Below are 20,357 nucleotides of genomic sequence, written 5' to 3' on the forward strand. Positions count from 1 at the left end.
GTATTATTCGAAAGGGGAAAACAAATGAACAAAATTAAAAAGACTATTGCAATAATTTTATGTTTAGTCTTAGCAACTAGTGGTCTTGCTTTTGCAGAAGAAGTTGCTGTAACATCTGCACCTGCAACAGACTATACAGGGCATTGGGCAGAAGGCACTATTCAGAAATGGATGGATGCAGGCAAAATATCAGGATATAGTGACGGAAGTTACAAACCTGATAACAACATTACAAGAGCTGAATTTGTAAAATTAGTTAACGGTACAATTGATTTTAGCAAAAAAGCAAATGTAGCATACAAAGATGTTACAACTGCTGACTGGTTTTACGACTATGTAGGAATTGCCCAGGAAATAGGGTATATTTCTGGTTATTCAAAGGATTCATTTGGACCAAATGATTACATAACAAGAGAACAGGCAGCTTCTATACTTGCAAGAATTCAGTATCTTAATGGCAATGTTGCTGCAGCAAACAAGTTCAGCGACAAATCAAAAGTATCATCATGGGCAGCTGAATCAGTTGGAGCAGCATTAGATGCAGGATTCGTAACTGGATACAATGATGGAACCTTCAGACCTTCAAACAAATTAACAAGAGCTGAAGCTTTGACTATGCTTGACAATGTATTGGTTAATGCTAAGAATGTTGTTGTTTACAAAGATGGAGCAGAACTGAAAGACAAAGTTGTTGCAGGTGATTTAATAATTGCCAAGACAGTTGGAGAAGGAAATGTACATCTTACAAATGTTGAAGTAAAAGGTGAAATAAAAGTATTAGGCGGCGGATTAAATTCCGTATACTTCAACAATGTTAAAGTATCAAATATTGAAGTTTTAAAAGACAAAGTTAGACTTGTTTTCGCTGATGGTTCAGTAATTGAAAACTTGACAACAGGAACTGAAACTGTATTGGAAAACACTGATGGAACAATTGCTAAAGTTACAGTATCCGGAAACGGTGAAGTAACATTGACAGGAAACTTCGGTGAAGTAACTGTTACAGGAAGTTCAAACATAACACTAGATGACGCTGTAATAACAAAATTGGTAGTAGAACAAAAGATTACAATTGAAGGAACAGGTACTATAGCTACATTGGAAGCAAATGCAAATGGCATCAAGTATGAAGCTGAAGTAAAAATTACAAAGACAGTAACTGGTGAAGGCGTAACTGAAAAACCAGCTGTTGTTGTAGTAGAGACTTCAGGCGGTGGCGGTGGAGGCGGCGGATCCGTTGACCCAGTAACTGTTCCTGCATTAAGAGTATCATTCATTGAAAATACTAACACATACAGATTTAGTTATACTTATAAAGACACGGATAATGACATTTCTGAGTTCTTATTATTTATGATAGATGATATTTTAAGCGACAGCAGTAATAATGAGTTTATAAATGATTACTTAGGTAAAGTTAATTCACGATTAGATGAAATGTATGCTGGTGATACAAAGGTTTATAGCGAAGAAGGCTGGAATAAGGCTATTGTGTACCTTGACAACACAAACATTAAAGAAGATATTCAGGGACTTAAGAGTGCTTTGTTAGATGGAACTATCAGTCCTGAGGATATAATAGCATTAATTGGAGTATTTAATGATTCCAATACAAGTGATGCTAATGCTATTTTAGAGAACCTTACTGCAAATGACATTGATCAGAAAATTATGCAATATAAAGGTGTTGATGTTAAATATTCATTAAAATCAAATGCATCAAGTACACCTATTACAAACACTTCAGATATAGCTACATTTATAATTGATAATATTCTATATTCTGACATAAGTGTTGATGCATTTTTGCAGCAATTCGGAACAGTTGAATTAACTGTACAATATGGCGAGAACATCGGTAAAATAATAATAGATAAAAATTCTATAGTTAAATAGTAAATGGGCGGGCTTAAAGCCCGCTTGTTTTAAATTCGGAGGATATTTTGAAAAGATTTAATCTTATAATTTCATTCATTTTATTAACATTATTACTAACTCAAAATGTATTTGCGACAGAAAATATAAATGATGTAAGTTTTACAGATTTAGATGAAAATTATTGGGCATTTGAAGGAATAGAAAAACTTGTAAGCTCAGATATTATAGTAGGATATCCTGATGGGTCATTTAAGCCGGAAGGAAACATAACAAGAGCAGAATTAGTAAAGATTGTAAACAAAGTTTATTCTTTTACACAAAAACAAGATACTACAAGTTTTGCTGATATAAAATTGGAAGACTGGTATTATGAAGAAGTACTAATCGCACAAGCTGCAGGATATATAAACGGATATCCAGACGGAACTTTTAAACCGAACGAATTAGTAACAAGAGAAGAATTATGTAAAATAATTGATGTTATAAATAATTTGGTATTATTGCCTGTTGATAAATTACCTTCTGACGAGATATCTCCTTGGGCAGTAGAGTACGTTAATAAAGTTATATCAAATAGACTTATGTTGGTTGATGAAAATGGTAATTTCAGAGCTACTGAAAAGGCAACTAGAGCTGAAGCTTGCGATGCATTGGCGAAGTTTTTATTAGATGAAAATGAAGATCAACCTGATTCAACACCTAATTCAGGAAATGGAGGTAGCACTGAAGAAGCGGTTGATGAAACATTAAGTAAAGTTACAAGAAGACTTGAAGTAGGTGTTATTCCTAACTTATCATCAGAAGATCAAATTGAAATTGTAAATGATATTATTGAAAATATAAAAGCTTATGAAGCAGATAAAACGCACGACTATGAAAGTGCAGCCAAAGAAGTATATAAAAAATACAATCAATTGTCTGAAGCTGAAAAAATTGAATTACAGCTTGAAATAAGTGATCAGAATGATCTCAGAGATTTAAGGTCATTAAAGGACTTTTTCTTCCCGGATGCTGACATATAAATTCTAGGGACGGACCTTTCAGTTAAGTTCAAATGAAAGATTACTTTGAAACTATAGTAGTGTAGTGTCATCCTGAACGATAGTGAAGGATCTCGGTTTTCAAAAGATTTAAAATGATGAGATCCTTCGTATGTGTCTCAGGATGACTGGGCATAGATAAATTGTTATTAATAAAATGCGGGTGGGCACAACGACGTCACTGAAAGAGTCTTTCCTGTCATCCTGAACGATAGTGAAGGATCTCGTTTTTTATATGGTTTAAAATATGAGATCTTTCGGCTGCACCTCAAGATGACAGAGCATAACTGAATTGTTATTACGAAATGCGGGTGGGCACAAGACCCTCCCCTACAAAAGGGTGAATGCCCCTACAGACTGGATAGAATATAAATTGTTTTAATAAAGGAAAAGATATGAAAAAAATTTCTAAGGTTTTGCTGATAATAGTGACTATAATTGTTTTAGTTGCAGGTGTTGTTTTGTATGTGCAGTATGACAACATTTCTGCTCTCATGAGCGGAATGAATACTTCTTCTGAAGATCTGGCGGCTCAGATGGATGACAACAGGGAAAAGCTGAAGGAAGAAGTTAAAAAATACACATCCTCTCCAATCAATGACATTTCAGCAGAGGATGAAGAAAAGCTGTTAAATGGTGAAATTTCAATAAAAGATGTGGCAGACAAATACCACCTTCCTTTGGATTACATGAAGGATGACAGTAGAGACACTCAGGATAATTCTTCAGATACAAAACCTGAATCGTCAAACACAATTCCTGAAACTTCCGTCAGCAAAGACAATGAAAAGTCAATAGATGCTGCAATCAGTGATGGAGTCAGCAAAATGTACGCCCTTAAGGTCAAGTATGTCAATAAACTTGGAGAGTTGGAAAGAGAAGCAATCAAAGAATATTCAAATCTGCCAAAAGAAAAACAAGACGAAGCTTCAAAGTATTCCATTGTAATGAAGAACATTAATAATATTGCGGGACTTGAAAAGAAATGCGATAATGAAGTTGCAAATGTGCTTTCTGCTTTAGAATCAGAGCTCGTAAGTCTTGATGGCGATACGGAAATAATTCAAATTCTAAAGGATGCTTATCAGCAGGAAAAGGAAGTTAAAAAAGCATATTACTTGAGTTTGTACAAAAAATAGATTAGGGACAGTTATTTACCAAGTTACATATTTCGACATGTTTATTTACTTTTTTGCTGTAACATAATGATAAGGTTTTCATTAGAAAAAATTATGGGGTAAAAATATGGATGAGCATTCATTGAGGTTAAAACAAAATTCTTATGTAACTGAATCGTACAGAAAATTGGCTGTCAATATTGAATATGCAAATATTGACGGAAATATTAAAACCATTATGATAACAAGCTCGATGGCCAATGAAGGTAAGTCTACAACTATAAGTAATCTTGCTTGTGTTATGACGGAACTTAATAAAAGAGTAATCCTCATGGATCTTGATTTGAGAAAGCCATCTGTCCATAAATATTTTAATTTATCCAACAATTCAGGATTAACTGATTTGTTGCTAAACAAAAACAATTATAAAAATTACATTCATAATATACAACCGGGTTTGGATGTAATGACTTCCGGCAGGGTGCCATCAAATACAACCGAAATTATAATTTCAAAAGCCATAAAAGAATTGCTTAAAGATTTATCCGAAAACTATGATTATATACTATTGGATACACCTCCAATAATGTTGGTTAGTGATCCGGTTAATATAGCTATTTATGCAGATGCTGTCATATTGGCTATAGCTTATGCAGAAACTGACAAAGAAACAATAAAAAAGACTATTGATGTCTTGAAACAAGTAAATGCAAATATAATTGGAACAGTATTAAACAAAGTCCCCCAGAATAAGAAGAATAAGTATTACTACTATTACTAAGACATAGGGGACGGTGCTGAGCCGCTGACAAGCTACACGTTTGTTAGCTGTCATTCTGAGAGCTTGCTCGAAGAATCTCATGTTTTCATGACAAATAAAGATGAGATCCTTCACTAACGTTCAGGATGACAAACTAGGTGACATAGGGGACGGTTCTCACTGACCAAAGTCTACCGCAATGTAAAAAAAGTCATAATATTTAAGTTTATATAATTGTTGAACATAATACAATCGAAAACATGCACATTGAATTTATTTGCATGTTTTTTTATGGCTTAAACATTCAAATGAATGGACAATGTGATTAATTTTACTATTATAAATGTTGTATACGTTCACTTATGGTGATATAATTTAGCATTAGAAAATAAACCATAATGGCTAACGGAGGACATGATGATTCAATCTCATTTAGGAGAAATTTATTCACTTTTTACAGCAATATTTTGGACTATAACTGCTATATGCTTTGAAATAGCTGGCAAGAAAATTGGCTCTTTGTCTGTAAATTACATAAGATTAATTATGGGGTTTATATTAATAAGTTTGTTCACAACATTTTCAAGAGGAATGATGCTGCCGGTTGATGCAACATTAAAATCATGGCTGTATCTTAGTATTTCAGGACTCATTGGGTTTGTTATAGGAGACTTATTTTTGTTTCAGGCTTATTTAGAAATTGGAGCAAGGACATCTATGCTTATAATGGCACTTGCACCTCCAATCACGGCATTGCTGGGATTTGTAACAATGAGAGAATTGATATCTCTGTCCGATTTTATCGGTATGTTTGTAACAATTTTCGGTATTGCGGTTGTTGTATTGGTTAAAAATCCGGAAGGCAATAATTTTAAATTTTCTCGTTCTGTTAAGGGAATAGTCTACGCTTTAATCGGCGCGTTCGGTCAGGCGTTGGGATTAATATTCAGCAAAATAGGCATGGGAGATTATGACCCTTTTGCTGCAACACAAATCAGAATTATAGCTGGGATAGTGGGATTCACTTTTGTAATTTTATTTATGAAGAAGTGGGACAAGTTAAAAGAAGATGTTAAGAATATGGAGGCAACAAAGTATTTGTTCTTTGGTTCGTTATTTGGTCCTTTCTTAGGAGTATCCTTCAGTCTTCTGGCTATTCAATATACGACAACCGGAGTTTCTTCCACCATTACTTCAATAATACCGGTTCTTATTATTCCTCTGTCTATATTTGTATTAAAAGAAAAAGTATCCCCTAAAGAGATATTAGGTGCTGTCATATCTGTTATAGGGGTTACAATATTGTTTGTAGTTTAATTCTTGTAATTATGAGGATAGATCTTTAAAAGTATAAGATGAGATCCTTCGGCTGCGCCTCAGGATGACAAAATTAAATAAAGCAGGACAAATATGTTTAGAAAGGGATGGTTAATATGAAGAAGGGAATTTTATTTTTAACAACATTTGTTTTATTGATTTCAATGCTCCAGACTATAGCATTTGGAGAAGTGGGCGGAAAATTTACCGCTAAATATGAATATTCACAAAACGTATTCACAGACATCAAAGACAGTGATTGGTATGCAAAAAATGTAAAGAAATGTTACGAACTTGGACTTATGAGCGGAAAAAAAGCAGGGTATTTTGATGCTGGCGGCAATGTGACATTGGCTGAAGCTTTAGCCATGGCATCCAGGGCTCACGAGATTTATAACGGAGGGGACGGAGTCATAGACAATGCAGGCACACAGTGGTATGACGGTTTTGTGATTTATGCTGAAAACAATGGAATTATAAAACAGGGAGAATTCAGTAACTTCAATTTACCAGCCACCAGAGAACAGCTTGCTTACATATTTGCCAACATTCTTCCTGAATCTGAATATACAAAGCTTAACAATGTTGATTATATTCCTGACATTGATGTTGTTGGTCCCTATGACAGGTATATTTATTTTTTGTACAATGCAGGTGTTTTGACTGGAAATGATGAGTACGGAACATTTAACAGAGAATCCAATATTACACGTGCAGAGGTTGCAACTATTTTAATACGCATTGTGAGCCATGCTGACCGAATAACATTCAGCAAGGATGCACATATTTATCTTGGCAATAATCCTACTTATGAAAAATATAATTTTAGATACACTAGTACATATCCGGGTGAAACAAAGGACTTAATTGATGTAAACAATTTAAATGTCTATGGAGTGTTCATGCCAAATGGCAACGAACCTGATTCTAAAGTATTTCTTGATAAGGTTAAGTCTTCAGATTTACCAAAAAACTCCGCAATATATCCATATATTCTTTCGGGTATAGATAATGAGGTTTATGAAATTCCAAATTACGTATCAACATCTGATCGAGCGTTTGGCCCTATTAAGGCTTATCAGTCATATTTTGATGAATATTATGCTATGGATGCAATGATTAGCCAGGCTTATGATGAAATATTAAATATTGACTATGAAACAATTTCAATTGATCATTTTTATCATACAGTAAATTATGCGTTGTGGGGTCAGGATGTAAAAATACAGTTACAAGACTATATTGATTATGTGAAAAAGAATAAAATAAAAATTGAAGGAACTGTCACTCCGTTGTTTCCTATTGTTTACTACGATGGAGACAATGTGAGGGTAAGAACTAAGATTGAATATACAATACTTTCATCTGATACAAAACTGGATTTGATTTTTGGAGACAGAAACGGAAATCAAGGTGCTTCTAGAGAATTTTATGCACCAACCGAATATACTAGCCAATCTAAAACAATTTATGTAGACATACCATTTGGCTATGCTTTGGATTCATCTGACTTTACACTGGTATTTAGGCTGGATGATTACTTACCGCTGTCCAAACATCAGTCAGGAAAATTCTGTGTTGAAGGAATAGAGCTGTAGACAAAGGAACGGTTATCTCTGTCCTACTAAGAAAAGCTGGTCAGAGAGAACCGTCCCCACTGACCATAAATTCTATGGAACGTGTATTGTTTCTTTTCAAAAATGGGGTATAATAAGATGAGGTGAAAAAAATGCACAAAAAAAAGATGATTGCACCAATTGTGATAACCGCAGTTGTTGTATTGTACTTTATTGGATTTGTATTTTTATTTGCATTTGATGACAGCATACCCTTTCTTATTAAAATATTGGGTGTTGCTATCCCGCTGTTGTTAGCGGGTGCTTGTGTTTACGTTCTTGTTGAGCGAATCAAAGAAATAAGGAGTGGTGAGGAAGATGATATTAGTAAATACTGATTACATTACCGGAAAAGAGTTTGAAATGCTTGGCCTTGTTAAAGGAAGTACAATACAGTCAAAAAACATCGGCCGTGATATAACCCAAGGTTTAAAGACTCTGATTGGTGGGGAACTAGTTGCATATAATGAAATGATGAATGATGCAAGAGCTATTGCAACAAAGCGAATGGTTGCTGAAGCAGAAGAGCTACAGGCAGATGCCGTCATCAATATCAGATATGCTTCTTCAGCGGTTATGCAAGGCGCAGCTGAAGTAATAGTTTATGGTACTGCGGTTAAATTTAAGTAAGAAACTTAAATTGATTTTTACGCATAATGAATACGTTGGTTAATTACAATAAAGCCAGGGGTATATTATGGAATTAAACGAAATACTATCAACTGAATATTCAGAAAAATTCGATGAAATACGAAAAAATATGATGGTTGTTTCGTATTACAAATATGGTGCTGTAAAAGACAACTATAAAATCTACAAAACTATTGATGCAATAAAAAGTTTGGAAAAAAGACTTGATAAGTACAAGGAAACAGGCAATACAGAATTCCTTGCAGATATAGCAAATTTTGCAATGATTGAATATATGTACCCGCAGCATCCGGCTGCTCATTACAATGGAACTGATGATGGTGCATGCGAAATTGAAGGCTTTGGAATAAATGAAATAAAAAACAAATAGTCAAAGGGGACGGTTCTTTTTAGAGAACCGTCCCCATTTGCATCGGGACACCCATTGACTCAATAATGTAGGGGAGGACTACTGTCCTCCCGCAAGTATATTGAATTAATAACACTGGCGGACACAAGATCCGCCCCTACGATAAATTAGTAATGAAAATATCAGTGAATTGAAACTCCATGTTGGACTGTGACATGGGGGACGGTTCTTACTGACCAACTAGGAAATGATGGTCAGAGAGAACCGTCCCCAGCGGCAGTTATAGAAACGATGGACATAAACAGTCCCCACTGGACAGATATGTGTTAGACTATTTATTTAATAATGAGTCAAATTTAGCAAAAAAGTGTTGCGAAGGTTATACTGTTGTGCTACTATTTATATAGTGGTATATACAAGTATACCACACGACGAAAGGATAGAACAATATGAAAAACAATTCATATATTCCTCCGGTTTATATTCAAATCAGGGATATTCTCATTGAAAAAATAAATTCCGGAGAGCTTAAGAGCGGCAGTCAGCTGCCATCTGAAAGGGATATAAGTGATACATACAACATAAGCAGAATGACTGCAAGGAATGCTTTGACTCAGCTTGTGGATTTGGGATACGCCTACAGAGTAAAAGGAAAAGGTACTTTTGTGAGGCTTCCGAATTTTGAAAGAGATTTTGTTAAGCTCAGCGGCTTTTCACAAATGCTTAGATCAAAGGGCATCAAGCCAAGCAATAAGATAGTTAAATCCGGCATAATTGAAGCTGATAAGAAAATTGCTTCTCTGCTTGAAACCACAATAGGCACCAAAGTTTATGAGATTGTCCGTGTCAGATATGGGGACAACATACCCCTTGCTTTGGAATATTCTTATTTACCTGTGAGTCTATATGATGACCTTCTTCAATATGATTTTGAGAACAATTCCTTGTACAAAGTTATTGAAGATGTGTACAAACATAAATTGAAGTATTCAAAACAGTGGATAAAGATTACTACTTTATATAAAAGCGAAGCAAGAATGTTGGCTGTAACAGAGCATACGCCTGCGTTCCTGTTAGAATCGATTTCTTACGACATGAATGATAGAGTGGTAGAAGCCACGAGGTCGTTAAATATTGGAGACAGGACCACGTTTTACACAGAACTGTGGCCTAATGTTACAGTTTAAATGCGGGTGTTATTCCTTCACTAACGTTCAGGATGACAAAAATAGACTTTTTCAGTCTCCTTTATAGCAAGTACGCCGCAAAAATCATGTTATAAAGATTAAAAATATACAAGTTTCATTACAATTCATAAATAATTAACGTTTAATTAAGAGGTGAAAGATGTCTGATTCTGTTGTAACTTCAGTAATGCCTGATTCTGATTCTATTGTGTCTTTAATAGATGTTGAAAAAAGTTTCGGAAAAAACAAAGTTGTAAAAAATATGAATATTGAAATAAAAGAAGGAGAATTTCTCACTCTTCTTGGACCTTCAGGATGCGGGAAAACCACAACCCTTCGAATGATTGCTGGTTTTGAAGAAGCATCATGCGGAACTATCAAGGTTCAGGGAGTGAGCGTTGAAGATAAGGAACCTTTTGAAAGAGATGTAAATACAGTCTTTCAGAACTATGCTCTTTTTCCGCACATGACGGTATTTGATAACATTGCTTATGGTCTTAAAATCAGAAAAAGACCAAAAGAAGAAATCACAAAAAGAGTGAATGAAATGCTGGAGCTCGTCCAGCTTAAGGGATATGAAAACAGAAAGCCTGATGCTCTTTCCGGTGGTCAGAAACAAAGAGTTGCTATTGCAAGAGCACTTATTAATAATCCGAAGGTACTGCTTCTTGATGAACCCCTTGGAGCTCTTGACCTGAAGCTTAGAAAGCAAATGCAGGTGGAACTTAAAAGACTGCAAAAGAAACTTGGAATAACATTTGTTTATGTAACTCACGACCAGGAGGAAGCCCTCACAATGAGTGACAGAATAGCTGTTATGAATGAAGGTGTAATAGAACAGCTTGCTACACCAAGAGAAATTTACAACAGGCCGCTCACTAAATTTGTGGCAGGTTTCATTGGGGAATCCAATATTTTTGATGGAGAGGTAACAGGATTAGAGGATGGAATTTTAAGTGTTAAAACTTCAGCCGGTACTTTGAAAGTTAAAGGAGAAGGATTTCATGTGGGTGAAAGCCTCCATGTGTCCATTAGACCAGAGTATGTAAAGGTAAGCACAGATACAGTGGATGGATTTAATCTAATGGGTACTATAAAGGATTTCACATACATGGGAACTGTTGTAAAAACATCTGTTGATATGAAAGATAACACTGAAATAAAGTATTCCCGTTTTGAGAAGGATGAAGATTTCCAAGAAGGAGATTCTATAAATATTTACTGGAATCCGGAAAGAGCTGTTGCCATTAAGGCATCGAAGTAGCGGAGGGCATATGAATAACAAAAATATTTTAAAGCGAAAAACAACTCTGCCTGCCTTAGCTATGGCAGGACCGGTTTCACTATGGATGATTTTATTTGTAACACTGCCCATGCTGTACATTATCTACATAAGTTTTATGGCAAGGGGAGTGTTTGGGGATGTTGTTTATGAATTTTCATTGAAAAGTTATGAGACATTGCTGGATGCAACATATTTTAAGGTTATAGTAAAATCCATAAGGGCGGCATTAATTACCACTGTTCTTTGCCTTCTCATAGGATATCCATTTGCATATTATATTGCAAAAAAACCAAAGGAAGTGGCTTCAAGGCTCATAATGCTCATAATGATTCCGTTTTGGACAAACTCTCTCATGAGGCTTAACAGCTGGCTTTTATTGTTTCAGACAAGCGGACCTGTAAATAAGTTTCTTCTTAGTGCAGGTTTCATAGATGCACCCATGAGCTTTGTATATACGGATGGTCTTGTATTGGTTGGTATGATAACAACCATGCTTCCATTTGCTGTGCTTCCCATGTACAGCTCAATTGAAAAGCTGAGCAATTCTCTTTTGGAAGCATCGGCGGATCTTGGTGCTTCAAGGCGTACCACATTTTTTAATATAACTCTGCCTCTTACATTTCCAGGAATATTCTCGTCTATAATACTGGTATTCATACCTTCTCTGGGAATATATACCGTAACAGACATGCTTGGAGGAGGAAAAGTATTATATATAGGAAATATTATAAAAAATCAGTTTGGAGCAATTAGAAACTGGCCTCTTGGAGCTGCTCTTTCAGTACTCTTGATTGTTATAACAGGACTGCTCATTTTTATCTATACCAGATTTGCAAATATTGAAGACATGGAGGTGGTATAATGAGTATTTCAAAAAAACAAAAAAGAAAAAAGTTTGAAGATACAATAGGTGCAATTTATTCAATTGCAATATACACCATTCTTTATATTCCGGTATTTGTGATGATGATATTTTCATTTAACAATCAGAGATACAACTATTACTGGAATGGATTTACAACTCAGTGGTATTCAAAATTATTCACTAACTCTGCTGTAATCGGAAGTCTTTGGTATTCAATAGTAATTGCAGTATTGGCAACCGTGATTTCTGTTGCCATAGGAACAATCGGAGCATTGGGATTAAAAAAATATGAGTTCAGAGGAAAGAAATTCATAAACAATATGCTGTACATACCTATAATAGTTCCTGAAATTGTTATGGCTGTTGCACTTCTTATTATATTTATGAAAATAGGACTTGCTCTAGGAATGGGAACCATATTGATTGGTCACTGCACATTCTGCATTCCTTATGCTGTGGTCACTATCAAAGGACGTATAAGTGGCGATGGATACAGCCTGGAAGAGGCATCCATGGATCTTGGGGCAAACAGAATTCAGACATTTTTAAATGTTACTCTTCCCAGCATTATGCCGGGAGTAATGAGTGCAGCTTTTCTGTCATTTACTCTTTCAATAGATGATGTTGTAATGAGTAATATGCTTGCAGGAGCAAAAAATTCAACATTGCCGGTTTTAATCCTCTCAATGAACAAGTCAGGGGTTACTCCTGATGTTAATGCACTCACCACAATCATGATTCTAGTCATTGTATTAGCAATGATTTTGAATAATTTAATTAAATATGCGTTGAAAAAACGCAACAAGGCGGAGGCAACAATATGAAAAAAATTATTTCAATTTTATTAACCATGGTTTTAATCATGGGGCTTTTTACAGGCTGTGGAACTAATACCGGTACTGTAGAAAGCGGCAAAGCAGCTCCAAGCACAGAGCTTAATATCTATATGTGGCAGCAATACATTTCAGACGATTTAATAGCAAAATTTGAAAAAGAAAACAACGTAAAAGTAAACCTGTCATACATGAGCGACAATGCAGATGCCATTACAAAGCTAACAGCTGGCGGCGGACAAGAGTATGACCTAATCATGACATGTGATGCTTATATGGAATCACTTGTAGAAGGTGGATACGTTGAGAAGATTAACTTTGAAAACATACCAAATGCTTCAAACATCAATGAAGCATACTGGACTGCAAAAGAATACTGCGTACCTTATCTTATGAACTATATTTACGTAGTTTACAACAAGGATACAAGCCCTGTTGAAATCAAAAGCTACAATGACCTTATAAACCCGGCATTGAAGGGACAAATAGCTACAATAGACGGAGCCAGAAATCTGTTCCCAATAGCTTTGGTTGCCCTTGGATATGATCCTAACTCAACAGATGAAAAAGAAATTGCAGAAGCATATGAGTGGCTTGTAAAATATAATGAAAATGTTGTAGCATACGGAAATGCTGAACAAAACCTTACAAATGGAACTGCATCCGTTGCATTCACATATGACGGAAATGCATCGTGGGCTATGTCAGAGCTTGGAGATAAAAATAATCTTGTAATAGCTGATTTTGAAAAAGATCCGGTACAGCTTGGTTTTGACCTTTATGTAGTGCCAAAAGGAGCTAAGCATGTGGACCTTGCAGAAAAATTCCTTAACTACATCACAGATCCTCAGGTTATGGCTGCAAACCTTGTAGAATATCCATATTCATGCCCAAATGATGCAGCAGTTGAAGCAGCTTCAGACACGTACAAAAATGACCCTGCAAGAGATTTTGATTACAAGCAAAATGTATTTTTCCAGGAAGATGTTGGAGAAGCAATTACAATATACAATGATTATTATCAAAAATTAAAAGTTGGGGAATAAATTAAAAGCTTAGGAGAACAAAGTAATGTTAAAATTTGACGAACAAAAACAGCTGGACAGCGTAAATGGTGCATTGGCTATTAGAAGTGAAATAGAATCTATTGTGGATGGAATATGTCAAAAAGGATATACAAACATCTGTTGGCTTGGTATAGGTGGTACATATGCATCCTGTCTGCAGGCTGAAGTACATATGAAGGAACGATCAGCAATAAATTTCTTTGTTGAAAACGCAGCAGAATACAAAAAGACTGGAAACAAAAAAGTAGGAAAAGGCACAATAGTAGTTATATCTTCTGTTACGGGAAGCACAGCAGAAATGGTTGACGGGGTAAAAAAGGCTCAGGATGCCGGTGCTAAAGTAATTGGCTTTGTGGATTATCCTGACACGAAGCTTGCCAAAATGGTAGATTATCTAATTTCATACCCTAAAAATGAACAGCTCAAATTTTTTATGGTAGCGGACAGATTTATGTATAATGCAGGAGAATTTGACGAATACCATGAGTTTTATGCTGAGCTTGACGGACATCTTGCCCGCGGTCTTGTAGAGGTTGAAAAAGCAGCTGATGAACTTGGTGAGAGTATTGCTAGAAAGCATATGAATGACAGCATACATTATTTTGTTGGAGCAGGAAATCAATATGGAGCAACATACTCCTATGCAATGTGCTTCTGGGAAGAACAGCACTGGATAAGGACAAAATCCATACACAGTGCAGAATTTTTCCACGGAATGTTTGAAATTGTTGACAGAGACACTGCAGTCACAGTGTTCATTGGAGAGGATTCTCAAAGAGCGCTCAGTGAAAGGGTTGCTAAATTTTTACCCAGAGTGTGTGCAAACTATAATATAATTGACACAAAGGATTATGAACTGAAGGGGATAAGTGAAAAATTCAGAGGACATCTTTCTCATCTTTTAATGAGAGCAATAACTACAAGAATAGATGTTCACCTGGAAAAACTAAACTGTCATCCTATGGAAATAAGAAGGTACTACAGACAGCTTGATTATTAATGGCTGATTCTGCTAATGTAAAGATGCAGGCTGTTTCTTATATTGAAGCAGTCTGTTTTTTACAATGAACCGTCTCTTTATGCAAGAAGAGCAATAGAAAGACTGAAGAATATTACAGAACGTTGAGGAAATTATGGATAAAGAAATAAAAATAGCTGCAGTTGGGGACAACTGCATAGATGTTTATGACAGCACAGGTGAGGCTTTTCCTGGAGGAAATCCTGTGAACGTTGCTGTGTATGTGAAAAGGATGGGTGGAAACTCATCATACACAGGTGTTGTAGGAACTGATGATAACGGAAAAATCATGATTGAAGCAATAAAAGCAAAAGGTGTAGACACATCGCACATCAGAATATTAGAGGGCAATACTGCAGTAACACATGTTGAACTAAAAGACGGCGACAGAATATTAGGGGATTATGAAGAAGGTGTCATGGCAGACTTCAGGCTTAGAGATGAAGATATAGATTTTCTGTGCAGCCATGATCTTGTTGTAACAGGAATATGGGGAATGATAGAGTCGAATCTTCATTTAATCAAAGAAAGAGGAGTACCTGTAGCCTTTGACTTTGCAGATAAAATTGACCATGAAATTACACACAAGGCTCTGCCATTTGTTGATTACGCATTTTTTTCCTGCGACAGCAAGAGTAACTATGAGCTGTATGAATTTATGAAGTGGGTTAAATCCAAAGGCCCAAGCATTGTAGTTGTTAAAAGAGGGGAAAAAGGAAGCATTGCATATGACGGCAATGAGTTCACGGAGTTTGGAATAATAAAGTGTGAAGTAGTAGACAGCATGGGAGCAGGCGACAGCTACATAGCCGGATTCGTTTTAGGCCTCCTCCAGGGAAAATCAATTGCAGAGTGTATGGAAAAAGGTGCACAAAGCAGCAGCGATACCATAGGCTACTATGGAGCCTGGTAGGAAAGAATATAGGACAGAGGGGATGCCCATTGACATCAATAATGTAGGGGAGGACCTCGTGTCCTCCCGCAAGTATATTGTTAGGGTGACAAGGGGACGGTACCCGCACCTTTGTCACTTGCTAAATGTGGTATATGCTAGACATACCAAAAGTATTATGCCGCAGTAGCCTTCAACAGGGTACCAATACTTTACAAGGTTAGAAAAACCAAACTGACTTGCCATCAGTGCAGCTACAGTTGATGTTGCAACAACAATTCTTCCCTTGACGGGATTTTTTTGAATATCGGTGATTCGGGCTGCAAATCCATATAGGGCACCGACTGAGGTTGTGTAAACTTCAGCTGTAAGAACCAATGCATATAGTATTTGAGCAAAATATGAAATTTTGCCTGCCACATAAATCATGGGAACTTCGAGCCCTGCAATTTCAGAAGCGTTGCCTGACAATGCAAGATATATCATTACAGATCCAATACCAAGCCCTAATCCGCCTAATATTGAGCCGTTTCTAATGGCTTTTTTATTTTGTGCTGAAGCTCCCAGTGGGCCTAACACTGCAATTGAGAGAACAGTATTATAGGAAACGTACAGCACGGCTGATAAAAACCAATTATTCATTAATCCGTTCCCTCCTGTGATTATTGCTGCACGAGCAATGTCAGGCGGTGTGTTTACTATTGAAAAAACACTGGTTCCAATAACTGCTGCCAATAAAAAAGGAACAACAAAGCTGATAGAATTTATAACACCGTTAATTCCGGTCAGCACTGTTAATGCTGTAAGAACTGCCATTAATATGTTGCCCATGAGTCCGGGAAAATTCAATTGCTGGGTAAAAAGTGCACCGGTTCCTGCTATCATTGCAGAAAATGATCCGAATAGGAATATGGTTATTATGTAATCAATAACTTTTCCAATTTGGTTCCCGCTTGAATATAAAATTATCTCAACATGTGAACGGGCATTGAGCTTTTTACCCAAGTCCATAATAATGTAACCGAACAGTATAAACATTACCGTTGAAATTAAAAGTCCTGCCAATCCCATTGCACCGAATTTTGAAAAAAATTGAAGCAGTTCCTGCCCGGTAGCAAAGCCTGCTCCAACAACAGTTCCTATATAAGTTGCTGCCACTTTTAAAGTTGATACGCCTTTTCTATTCATCTCATCACATCCTAAATTTCATATAATTAATTGTATAGTTAATTTGACGTTTTATTACTTCATCAGGAGAGACATATGAAACGTTCCCTGTCTTCAATGAAACAACACAAGGTATAATTTATGCATTTTTCAAATACAAAACAGCAAGAGGTAAATTATACCAATTACATAAGTGCTTGATTTCACTGACTTTTGTGTTATAATGTCATAAATGCCAATTTGCGGTTATAATTATTAAAATGCAAATCCATGAATAAAACACGGAGGTGATTACTTGAAAAAGGATGAAAACAAAAAAACGGAAGACAACTGCATAGATTCTCTTGATGAATTAGTTCATGAGGAAAAAGAACAGCTGGATATGGAAGCAAAGCAGTTAGTGGAGAAGGTAGATACCGAAAGCAGAGTAAGGGACTATCATGGGCCATGGAAAAATATTATCACTATACTTTCAGTACTGTGGGTTGTATTCCAACTATATTACACAACCATTGGCACCATTGAGGCCATTACCTTCAGGGCAATCCATGCAGCCATATTGCTGGTGTTTTGCTTTTTGCTTTATCCAGCAGCCACGAAGGAAAACAGAAAGAGAAGCAAACCATCCATATTTGATTTTATATTGATATGTCTTACACTTTTTGTGTTTACATATTTTGTTCTGAATTACAACAGAATAGCTCTGACCGGTGGCTTTGTATCTGATTTTGAAAATATTATTGGTTTAATTGCAATCATTTTGGCTTTTTTTGCAGCAAAAAGAGCAACCGGCGGACTAGTTTGGCTTTCAGCAATATTTCTTGCATATAATTTTATTGGAAGAATGGTACCTGGAACTTTAGGGCACGGAGGATTTTCACTGCCAAGAATAATAGGACACATGTTTTGGGGCAGTCAGGGTATATTCGGTAGCGGAATAGGAGTTTCAGCAACATACATATTTGTATTTATTGTATTTGGAGCATTCTTGAACTTAAGCGGTTTCAGCCGTCTGGCTAACAATATTTCCCTGGCAATGGTGGGAAGATCGGCAGGAGGACCTGCAAAGGTGTCTGTGGTAGTTTCCGGCCTCATGGGAATGATAAACGGATCCGCTGTTGCCAATGTGGCAACCACGGGAATAATAACAATACCTATGATGAAGGATACAGGCTATAAGGCTGAGTTTGCCGGAGCAGTTGAGGCTGCAGCCTCAACCGGAGGACAGTTTCTTCCGCCGGTAATGGGAGCAGTTGCTTTTCTTATGGCAGAGTTCACAGGAGAATCTTACTCAGTTGTTGCCATGGCAGCAGCTGTACCTGCTGTGCTTTACTACTTCGGAATGCTTATGGCAGTTCATTTTGAAGCAAAGAAACTTGGGCTTAAGGGCATCGACAAGGAAAATATCCCTGATGCACTAAAGGTTCTGAAAAATGACGGGCACCTCATTGCGCCGCTCATATCACTTCTAGGGTTTATGGGTATGGGATATACACCTTTATTCGCTTGTGTTGTATCCATATTTGTTACAATAGGGGCAAGCTACTTAAGAAAGCATACCCGAATGGGTCTCAAGACTATAATCAAGGCATGTGAGGATGGCGTCAGGGGAGTCATAAGCGTAGGAGTAAGCTGTGTTATCATAGGTCTCATTGTAGGAACGGTATCACTAACGGGACTTGGACTTAAATTTGGTTATATAATGCTCAGAGTTGTAGGACCGGGGGAACTTCTTAAAGCTGGAATTATGGTTGCAATTATGAGCATCATACTTGGAATGGGTGTTCCTGGAATTGCTGCTTATGTTATAGTAACAGCAGTTGCTGTACCTGTCATGATTCAGGTTGGTTCACTTCCTATTCCGGCACATTTGTTCTGCCTTATGTATGCATCTTTGTCAAATATAACACCTCCTGTGGCCATGTCTGTTTATGTTGCTTCAGGTATTGCAAAATCTGACTTTACCAAGACAGGTATTTTAGCCTGTATGGTGGGATTGTCCGGATTCCTTCTGCCTTTCTTTTTCCTGCTAAACCCCATTCTTCTATTGGGAGTAGCACCTGAAGGTACCGAGATACTCCAGATTGCAATTGCTATAGTAGGAGCAGCAGCAGGGATAATATTCCTTTCAGCAGGAACCCAGGGCTGGTACCTTAGAAAAAGTGGATATTTTGAAAGGATTATTTTTATAGCAGTAGGGCTTTTGATGATACATCCAAGCAGCGGTACAGATATTGTTGGTGTTGCCATGGCTGGTCTGATTACTCTTTATCAGCTATATATGAATAAAAATGACAAAAAAATTATATTTCAAGGAGAAGAGAAATGAAAAAATCAGTTGCATTAATTTTAATACTGGCTATGGTTCTTAGCCTTCTTGTGGGCTGCAGCAGCTCAACAGGTAAAGAAGAAAATGTCTACCTTAAATTCCCTACGGCGTCTACATCAGGAGCAATTTATCCCATAGGTGCAGCAATTGCTAATCTGTGGAGTGAAAAAATAGAAGGTTTAACTGTTTCAGCGGAGGCATCAAACGGCGGTGTACAGAACCTTGGACTTGTTGCAACCGGAGAAGCCCAGCTGGGTGTTGCTGTAACAAGCATACTAAGTGATCAGAAAAACGGAAAAGGTGTATTTGAAGGCAAACAATATGACGGAATGAGAATTCTTACAGCCCTTTATTCAAACTACAATCAGGTTGTTGTATCGGGAGATTCAGGCATTGAGACATTAAAGGATATTAAAGGAAAGGTATTTGCACCGGGTGCACCGGGAAGCACACCGGAAGTTGAGACTAAACTCCATCTCTCAGCAGCAGGAGTTAATTATCCTGATGATTTTAATGCACAGTTTGTAAGCTTTACTGAAGCCATTGACCTCATAAGAAACAAGCAGCTTGACGGCGCTTGGATTCAATCCGGAATCCCTACATCTGCAGTTACTGAAATTTGTGCGACTGCAGGAGGTAAACTCATATCATTAGATGAAGATGTTATTGAAAAACTCACAAACGAATATCCTTGGTACAACAGAGATATTATACCAGCAGGAACATATGAGGGACAGACTGAGGATGTTGTGACTACAAGCATAGTTATTACAATATTTGTGGATGAGAGTGTACCTGAGGACAAAGTATATGAAATGACAAAGGTACTGTGGGAAAATATAGAATCTTTAAAAGGCACTCATAATGCAATCAAGAATATTAAAATTGAGGATGCAGTTAAAAACCTGGCAGACATTCCATTACACGATGGGGCTGCAAGATATTACAAAGAGGCAGGCGTTTTAAAATAAATTTTATTCAGCAA

General features: G+C 36.7%; 19 protein-coding genes. 18 read left to right on the forward strand and 1 reads right to left on the reverse strand.

The genetic code is table 11. The features are described from left to right. Positions 1–24: 24 nt before the first annotated feature. The 16 genes from LY60_RS11440 to frlD all read left to right on the forward strand — a co-directional run bounded on the left by LY60_RS11440 (position 25) and on the right by frlD (position 15,897). Positions 25–1,896, forward strand: coding sequence for an S-layer homology domain-containing protein (locus tag LY60_RS11440; RefSeq protein WP_145083719.1), 1,872 nt, complete (start codon positions 25–27; stop codon positions 1,894–1,896). Between the two features lie 47 nt (positions 1,897–1,943). Further along, a complete protein-coding gene (locus tag LY60_RS11445) occupies positions 1,944–2,900 on the forward strand; it encodes an S-layer homology domain-containing protein (protein WP_145083722.1) in 957 nt (318 codons plus the stop codon). A gap of 413 nt (positions 2,901–3,313) precedes the next feature. After that, positions 3,314–4,057, forward strand: a complete 744-nt coding sequence (locus LY60_RS11450; RefSeq protein WP_145083725.1) for a hypothetical protein — start codon at positions 3,314–3,316, stop codon at positions 4,055–4,057. Positions 4,058–4,163: 106 nt separating this feature from the next. Then, positions 4,164–4,817 (forward strand): CpsD/CapB family tyrosine-protein kinase, encoded by a 654-nt coding sequence (locus LY60_RS11455; RefSeq protein WP_145083728.1) that lies wholly within the window; start codon positions 4,164–4,166, stop codon positions 4,815–4,817. A 396-nt stretch (positions 4,818–5,213) separates the two neighbouring features. Continuing rightward, the gene (locus tag LY60_RS11460; RefSeq protein WP_145084008.1) at positions 5,214–6,113 is read left to right on the forward strand and encodes a DMT family transporter; all 900 of its coding nucleotides are present in this window, start codon (positions 5,214–5,216) and stop codon (positions 6,111–6,113) included. Between the two features lie 116 nt (positions 6,114–6,229). Beyond that, positions 6,230–7,711, forward strand: a complete 1,482-nt coding sequence (locus LY60_RS11465) for an S-layer homology domain-containing protein (protein WP_170226192.1) — start codon at positions 6,230–6,232, stop codon at positions 7,709–7,711. 131 nt (positions 7,712–7,842) lie between these two features. Continuing rightward, the gene (locus tag LY60_RS11470; RefSeq protein WP_212633479.1) at positions 7,843–8,067 is read left to right on the forward strand and encodes a DUF502 domain-containing protein; all 225 of its coding nucleotides are present in this window, start codon (positions 7,843–7,845) and stop codon (positions 8,065–8,067) included. Beyond that, on the forward strand, positions 8,048–8,359 hold the full coding sequence (locus tag LY60_RS11475; RefSeq protein WP_145083736.1) for a YbjQ family protein: 312 nt from the start codon (positions 8,048–8,050) through the stop codon (positions 8,357–8,359). Before LY60_RS11470 ends, LY60_RS11475 begins: the two co-directional genes overlap by 20 nt. A 67-nt stretch (positions 8,360–8,426) precedes the next feature. Then, on the forward strand, positions 8,427–8,750 hold the full coding sequence (locus LY60_RS11480; protein WP_145083739.1) for a hypothetical protein: 324 nt from the start codon (positions 8,427–8,429) through the stop codon (positions 8,748–8,750). Positions 8,751–9,178: 428 nt separating this feature from the next. Further along, on the forward strand, positions 9,179–9,916 hold the full coding sequence (locus tag LY60_RS11485) for a GntR family transcriptional regulator (RefSeq protein ID WP_145083742.1): 738 nt from the start codon (positions 9,179–9,181) through the stop codon (positions 9,914–9,916). A 160-nt stretch (positions 9,917–10,076) separates the two neighbouring features. Then, entirely contained in the window at positions 10,077–11,180 is a 1,104-nt protein-coding gene (locus LY60_RS11490) for an ABC transporter ATP-binding protein (protein WP_246145423.1), read from the forward strand. Positions 11,181–11,190: 10 nt separating this feature from the next. Next, on the forward strand, positions 11,191–12,063 hold the full coding sequence (locus LY60_RS11495; RefSeq protein ID WP_145083745.1) for an ABC transporter permease: 873 nt from the start codon (positions 11,191–11,193) through the stop codon (positions 12,061–12,063). Next, the gene (locus LY60_RS11500) at positions 12,063–12,890 is read left to right on the forward strand and encodes an ABC transporter permease (RefSeq protein WP_145083748.1); all 828 of its coding nucleotides are present in this window, start codon (positions 12,063–12,065) and stop codon (positions 12,888–12,890) included. Before LY60_RS11495 ends, LY60_RS11500 begins: the two co-directional genes overlap by 1 nt. Then, positions 12,887–13,945: a polyamine ABC transporter substrate-binding protein gene (locus tag LY60_RS11505; RefSeq protein ID WP_145083752.1), complete on the forward strand. Its 1,059-nt coding sequence runs from the start codon at positions 12,887–12,889 to the stop codon at positions 13,943–13,945. Before LY60_RS11500 ends, LY60_RS11505 begins: the two co-directional genes overlap by 4 nt. 25 nt (positions 13,946–13,970) lie before the next feature. Further along, positions 13,971–14,966 (forward strand): SIS domain-containing protein, encoded by a 996-nt coding sequence (locus tag LY60_RS11510; protein ID WP_145083755.1) that lies wholly within the window; start codon positions 13,971–13,973, stop codon positions 14,964–14,966. A 133-nt stretch (positions 14,967–15,099) separates the two neighbouring features. Beyond that, positions 15,100–15,897, forward strand: coding sequence for a fructoselysine 6-kinase (gene frlD / locus LY60_RS11515; RefSeq protein ID WP_145083757.1), 798 nt, complete (start codon positions 15,100–15,102; stop codon positions 15,895–15,897). A 114-nt stretch (positions 15,898–16,011) separates the two neighbouring features. Here frlD and LY60_RS11520 read toward each other — a convergent pair whose 3' ends face one another. Next, positions 16,012–17,064 (reverse strand): YkvI family membrane protein, encoded by a 1,053-nt coding sequence (locus LY60_RS11520; RefSeq protein WP_145083762.1) that lies wholly within the window; start codon positions 17,062–17,064, stop codon positions 16,012–16,014. 274 nt (positions 17,065–17,338) lie between these two features. Here LY60_RS11520 and LY60_RS11525 point away from each other — a divergent pair, with 274 nt between their 5' ends. Together LY60_RS11525 and LY60_RS11530 are read left to right on the forward strand one after the other, a co-directional pair. Continuing rightward, positions 17,339–19,372 carry a TRAP transporter permease gene (locus tag LY60_RS11525; protein ID WP_246145424.1) on the forward strand — a complete coding sequence of 678 codons (2,034 nt, stop codon included), beginning with the start codon at positions 17,339–17,341 and terminating at the stop codon, positions 19,370–19,372. Then, positions 19,369–20,343 (forward strand): TAXI family TRAP transporter solute-binding subunit, encoded by a 975-nt coding sequence (locus tag LY60_RS11530; RefSeq protein WP_145083765.1) that lies wholly within the window; start codon positions 19,369–19,371, stop codon positions 20,341–20,343. Before LY60_RS11525 ends, LY60_RS11530 begins: the two co-directional genes overlap by 4 nt. The last annotated feature ends 14 nt before the right edge of the window (positions 20,344–20,357 follow it).

Source organism: Sedimentibacter saalensis (genome assembly GCF_007830175.1).
Lineage (GTDB): Bacteria > Bacillota > Clostridia > Tissierellales > Sedimentibacteraceae > Sedimentibacter > Sedimentibacter saalensis.

Excerpts from the sequence above, each read along its gene's own strand:
- LY60_RS11475 (WP_145083736.1), top strand. The coding sequence starts at position 8,048 with ATGATATTAGTAAATACTGATTACATTACCGGAAAAGAGTTTGAAATG.
- LY60_RS11460 (WP_145084008.1), top strand. The coding sequence starts at position 5,214 with ATGATTCAATCTCATTTAGGAGAAATTTATTCACTTTTTACAGCAATA.
- LY60_RS11485 (WP_145083742.1), top strand. The coding sequence starts at position 9,179 with ATGAAAAACAATTCATATATTCCTCCGGTTTATATTCAAATCAGGGAT.
- LY60_RS11470 (WP_212633479.1), top strand. The coding sequence starts at position 7,843 with ATGCACAAAAAAAAGATGATTGCACCAATTGTGATAACCGCAGTTGTT.
- LY60_RS11440 (WP_145083719.1), top strand. The coding sequence starts at position 25 with ATGAACAAAATTAAAAAGACTATTGCAATAATTTTATGTTTAGTCTTA.
- LY60_RS11505 (WP_145083752.1), top strand. The coding sequence starts at position 12,887 with ATGAAAAAAATTATTTCAATTTTATTAACCATGGTTTTAATCATGGGG.
- frlD (WP_145083757.1), top strand. The coding sequence starts at position 15,100 with ATGGATAAAGAAATAAAAATAGCTGCAGTTGGGGACAACTGCATAGAT.
- LY60_RS11455 (WP_145083728.1), top strand. The coding sequence starts at position 4,164 with ATGGATGAGCATTCATTGAGGTTAAAACAAAATTCTTATGTAACTGAA.
- LY60_RS11450 (WP_145083725.1), top strand. The coding sequence starts at position 3,314 with ATGAAAAAAATTTCTAAGGTTTTGCTGATAATAGTGACTATAATTGTT.
- LY60_RS11520 (WP_145083762.1), bottom strand. The coding sequence starts at position 17,064 with ATGAATAGAAAAGGCGTATCAACTTTAAAAGTGGCAGCAACTTATATA.
- LY60_RS11480 (WP_145083739.1), top strand. The coding sequence starts at position 8,427 with ATGGAATTAAACGAAATACTATCAACTGAATATTCAGAAAAATTCGAT.
- LY60_RS11490 (WP_246145423.1), top strand. The coding sequence starts at position 10,077 with ATGTCTGATTCTGTTGTAACTTCAGTAATGCCTGATTCTGATTCTATT.
- LY60_RS11465 (WP_170226192.1), top strand. The coding sequence starts at position 6,230 with ATGAAGAAGGGAATTTTATTTTTAACAACATTTGTTTTATTGATTTCA.
- LY60_RS11495 (WP_145083745.1), top strand. The coding sequence starts at position 11,191 with ATGAATAACAAAAATATTTTAAAGCGAAAAACAACTCTGCCTGCCTTA.
- LY60_RS11530 (WP_145083765.1), top strand. The coding sequence starts at position 19,369 with ATGAAAAAATCAGTTGCATTAATTTTAATACTGGCTATGGTTCTTAGC.
- LY60_RS11510 (WP_145083755.1), top strand. The coding sequence starts at position 13,971 with ATGTTAAAATTTGACGAACAAAAACAGCTGGACAGCGTAAATGGTGCA.
- LY60_RS11500 (WP_145083748.1), top strand. The coding sequence starts at position 12,063 with ATGAGTATTTCAAAAAAACAAAAAAGAAAAAAGTTTGAAGATACAATA.